4 protein-coding genes are annotated in these 2,756 nt (G+C 61.6%); all 4 read left to right on the top strand.

What is annotated here, in order from left to right; all coding sequences use genetic code 11:
* Positions 1-74 precede the first annotated feature (74 nt).
* The 4 genes from AC1DX0_RS34175 (at position 75) to AC1DX0_RS34160 (ending at position 1,890) form a co-directional block, all read left to right on the top strand.
* Entirely contained in the window at positions 75-389 is a 315-nt protein-coding gene (locus AC1DX0_RS34175) for an ArsR/SmtB family transcription factor (protein ID WP_477220388.1), read from the top strand.
* 14 nt (positions 390-403) lie between these two features.
* Positions 404-874 (top strand): SRPBCC family protein, encoded by a 471-nt coding sequence (locus tag AC1DX0_RS34170; RefSeq protein WP_477220387.1) that lies wholly within the window; start codon positions 404-406, stop codon positions 872-874.
* A gap of 22 nt (positions 875-896) precedes the next feature.
* Positions 897-1,502, top strand: coding sequence for an ATP-dependent Clp protease proteolytic subunit (locus AC1DX0_RS34165; protein ID WP_477220386.1), 606 nt, complete (start codon positions 897-899; stop codon positions 1,500-1,502).
* A gap of 88 nt (positions 1,503-1,590) precedes the next feature.
* Positions 1,591-1,890 carry a hypothetical protein gene (locus AC1DX0_RS34160; RefSeq protein ID WP_477220385.1) on the top strand — a complete coding sequence of 100 codons (300 nt, stop codon included), beginning with the start codon at positions 1,591-1,593 and terminating at the stop codon, positions 1,888-1,890.
* The last annotated feature ends 866 nt before the right edge of the window (positions 1,891-2,756 follow it).

The following is a 2,756-nucleotide window of genomic DNA, read 5'->3' as shown; positions in this document are numbered from 1 at the left end:
GTGAGGCGCTGGCAAACGGCAGGACCGTAAAACAGCGCTTGCCAAATCAATAAGTATCGACTTATGCTTTTGTCATGATCGAAGCAGAGATTTTCCGTGCCCTGGCCGACCCGACGCGACGCGCCGTCTTCGAGCGTCTCGCCGCAGCTGAGATGAGCGTATCGGAATTGCGCAGCGGCCTGACGGTATCGCAACCGGCGGTGTCGCAGCATCTGGCGGTGCTGCGTGGCGCTGGCCTCGTGGTCGAGCGGCGGACCGGCCGCAACGCATACTACCGCGCCGATCCGGCAGGACTTGCCCCTTTGCTCTCCTGGATCGAGCGCTACCGGACCTTCTGGCCGGAGCACATCGAAAGGCTAAAGACGGTTTTGAAGGACATGGATCAGTGAAGGATTTGGGATCAATGAACACCCAAAGCGAAGCCGCCCCTGACACGCTCGAGTTTGAATACGACCTCGCCGAACCGCCGGAAAAGGTGTGGCGGGCGCTGACAGTGCCGGAACTGCTTGCCGCCTGGATGATGCCGAACGACATCAAACCGCAGACCGGCAGCAATTTCACCTTTGCCGGGCCGGACACAGCGATCGAGTGTGAAATCCTCGAAGCCAAGCCGGAGCAGCTGCTGCGCTATTCCTGGCGCGAGCAGCCACGCGATGCCACTCGGCAGGATCCGCTCGACAGTGTCGTCACCTTCACACTCGCCCGTACCGTCTCCGGCGGCACGCATCTGCGCATTGTCCATGACGGTTTTGCCCGCAAGGCGATGCCTGCCGTCGCCATGGCGGGCGCCGGCTGCCGGCTTTCGCTTGGGTTGCGCGTGTCTGCGAAGCCCGCCGCCGCGAACACACCGCGCGCCCTGCTGCGCGCCGCCTGAACCTGGAAATCGGAGACAAAAAATGAGCGGTATTGCCAGTCTGGTGCCGATGGTGATCGAGCAATCGAGCCGCGGCGAACGCGCCTTCGACATTTTCTCGCGGCTGCTGCGCGAGCGCATCGTCTTCATCAACGGCGAGATCAACGACGACGTCTCGGCGCTGGTCTGCGCGCAACTCTTGTCGCTGGAGTCGGACAATCCCGACAAGGAGATCTCGCTCTACATCAACTCGCCGGGCGGCGTGGTCACCAGCGGCTTCGCCATCTACGACACGATGCAATATATCAGCTGCCCGGTGTCGACCGTATGCATGGGGTTTGCCGCGTCGATGGGGTCGTTCCTGCTGATGGCCGGCACGCCGGGGCGCCGCATCGCGCTGCCGAACGCCACCATCCTGCTGCATCAGCCACTCGGCGGCTTCCAGGGCCAGGCTTCCGATATCCAGCGCCATGCCGAGCGCATCGGCAAGACCAAACGCCATATGGCCGAACTCTATGCCCAGCATTGTGGCCGCAGCTATGAAGAGGTCGAGCGCACGCTCGACCGCGACCATTTCATGACCGCCCGCGAGGCGCAGGCATGGGGCATCGTCGACCACGTCTTCGACACGCGCAAAAAGGCGGCGTGAAGCCGGGGCCGATCGGAATCCTGGCCGCTGTCGAAGATTTGACGATGCCGGTCTGGCCGCATCGGCAGCGTGTCACTATAATCCCGGAATGACCGACACTCATTCGCCCCGGACATCGCATCGCGTCATCGCCGCCGCGGTGCTCGCTTTTGCCAGTATTGTGAGCGTCACGGCACTTGCCGACGACAGTTCGGCGCAGGCGCAGAAAGGCGCCCTGCCTGGCGTAACCAGTGATTACCGCATCGCCAAGCCGGCACCACAGCCCGAGCCTGACGATGCGCTGCCCGCTGGCGAGAACGGCTCGTTCAAGATCGGCAATACCGATGTCAGGATTTCCGGCAGCATCGCGGTCGATATCGCCACTGGCGGATTCAAGCCACGGAATTAAGCTGCCTCCGCCTCGGACAGCTCAGCCATTCCCCAAAAAAACAGCCCCGCCGTGCCTGGGGCAAACGGACGGGGCTTTTATGGATCTCAAATCCATTTTTGCCGGGAGTGTACTGCCGGCGTTTGATTTCGGATGCTTCGCGGCGTCAGCCGACGATCCGACTAGCAGTCTCTGATTTTTGGGAAATACGGCAAGTCACGGTTTGTCGGGTGGCGCAAACGCTAAACCCTGGCACTTATGCCTGCCGCGGCTCCAACGAGACGTGGAGCCCTTGGGGACTATCCGGTGGCGTCATGCTCCGCTCCTGTGTCCGTTGCGACATTGTCGTCCCGAAGCGCAAATCGCGAATGCCTGCGGCGTCTCGCAGGCCGCCTTGGGGCGGCGAGGCCATCGAAAGACGGCCGGCTTCGTTGACAATCGGAGACTGCTCCCGTGAGCCGGCCACGTCAACCATCAATAGCCGGTTACGGAAAAACGTGATCGCCGGGAGGTTACGTCAGGTCAGTTTTTACACAGCTTTGTCAGGAGCGTGTTCGGCCTTTGTTCTTTCCGCTTGCCCCTTCGCGCGAAAGACGGTTAAACGAATTCGTCGAGAATTGTGGCGTCTCTCGACGCGGCGGCAAAAACACCTACATAGGGGATGGTCGGGAAAACCCGCCAATCCCACGAATTCCAGATCTGAGGCGGCGACCGGCGATGGCCGACCATAAATTCCTTTCCATTCGCGGGGCGCGCGAACACAATCTGAAGAACGTCGATCTCGACCTGCCGCGTGACAGCCTGATCGTCATGACCGGCCTGTCCGGCTCCGGCAAATCGTCGCTCGCCTTCGACACCATCTATGCCGAAGGCCAGCGCCGCTATGT

The organism is Mesorhizobium sp. P3_A9, assembly GCF_056402975.1.
The sequence above is the reverse complement of the archived record's forward strand: the minus strand, read 5'-3'. Positions and strand labels throughout refer to the sequence as shown.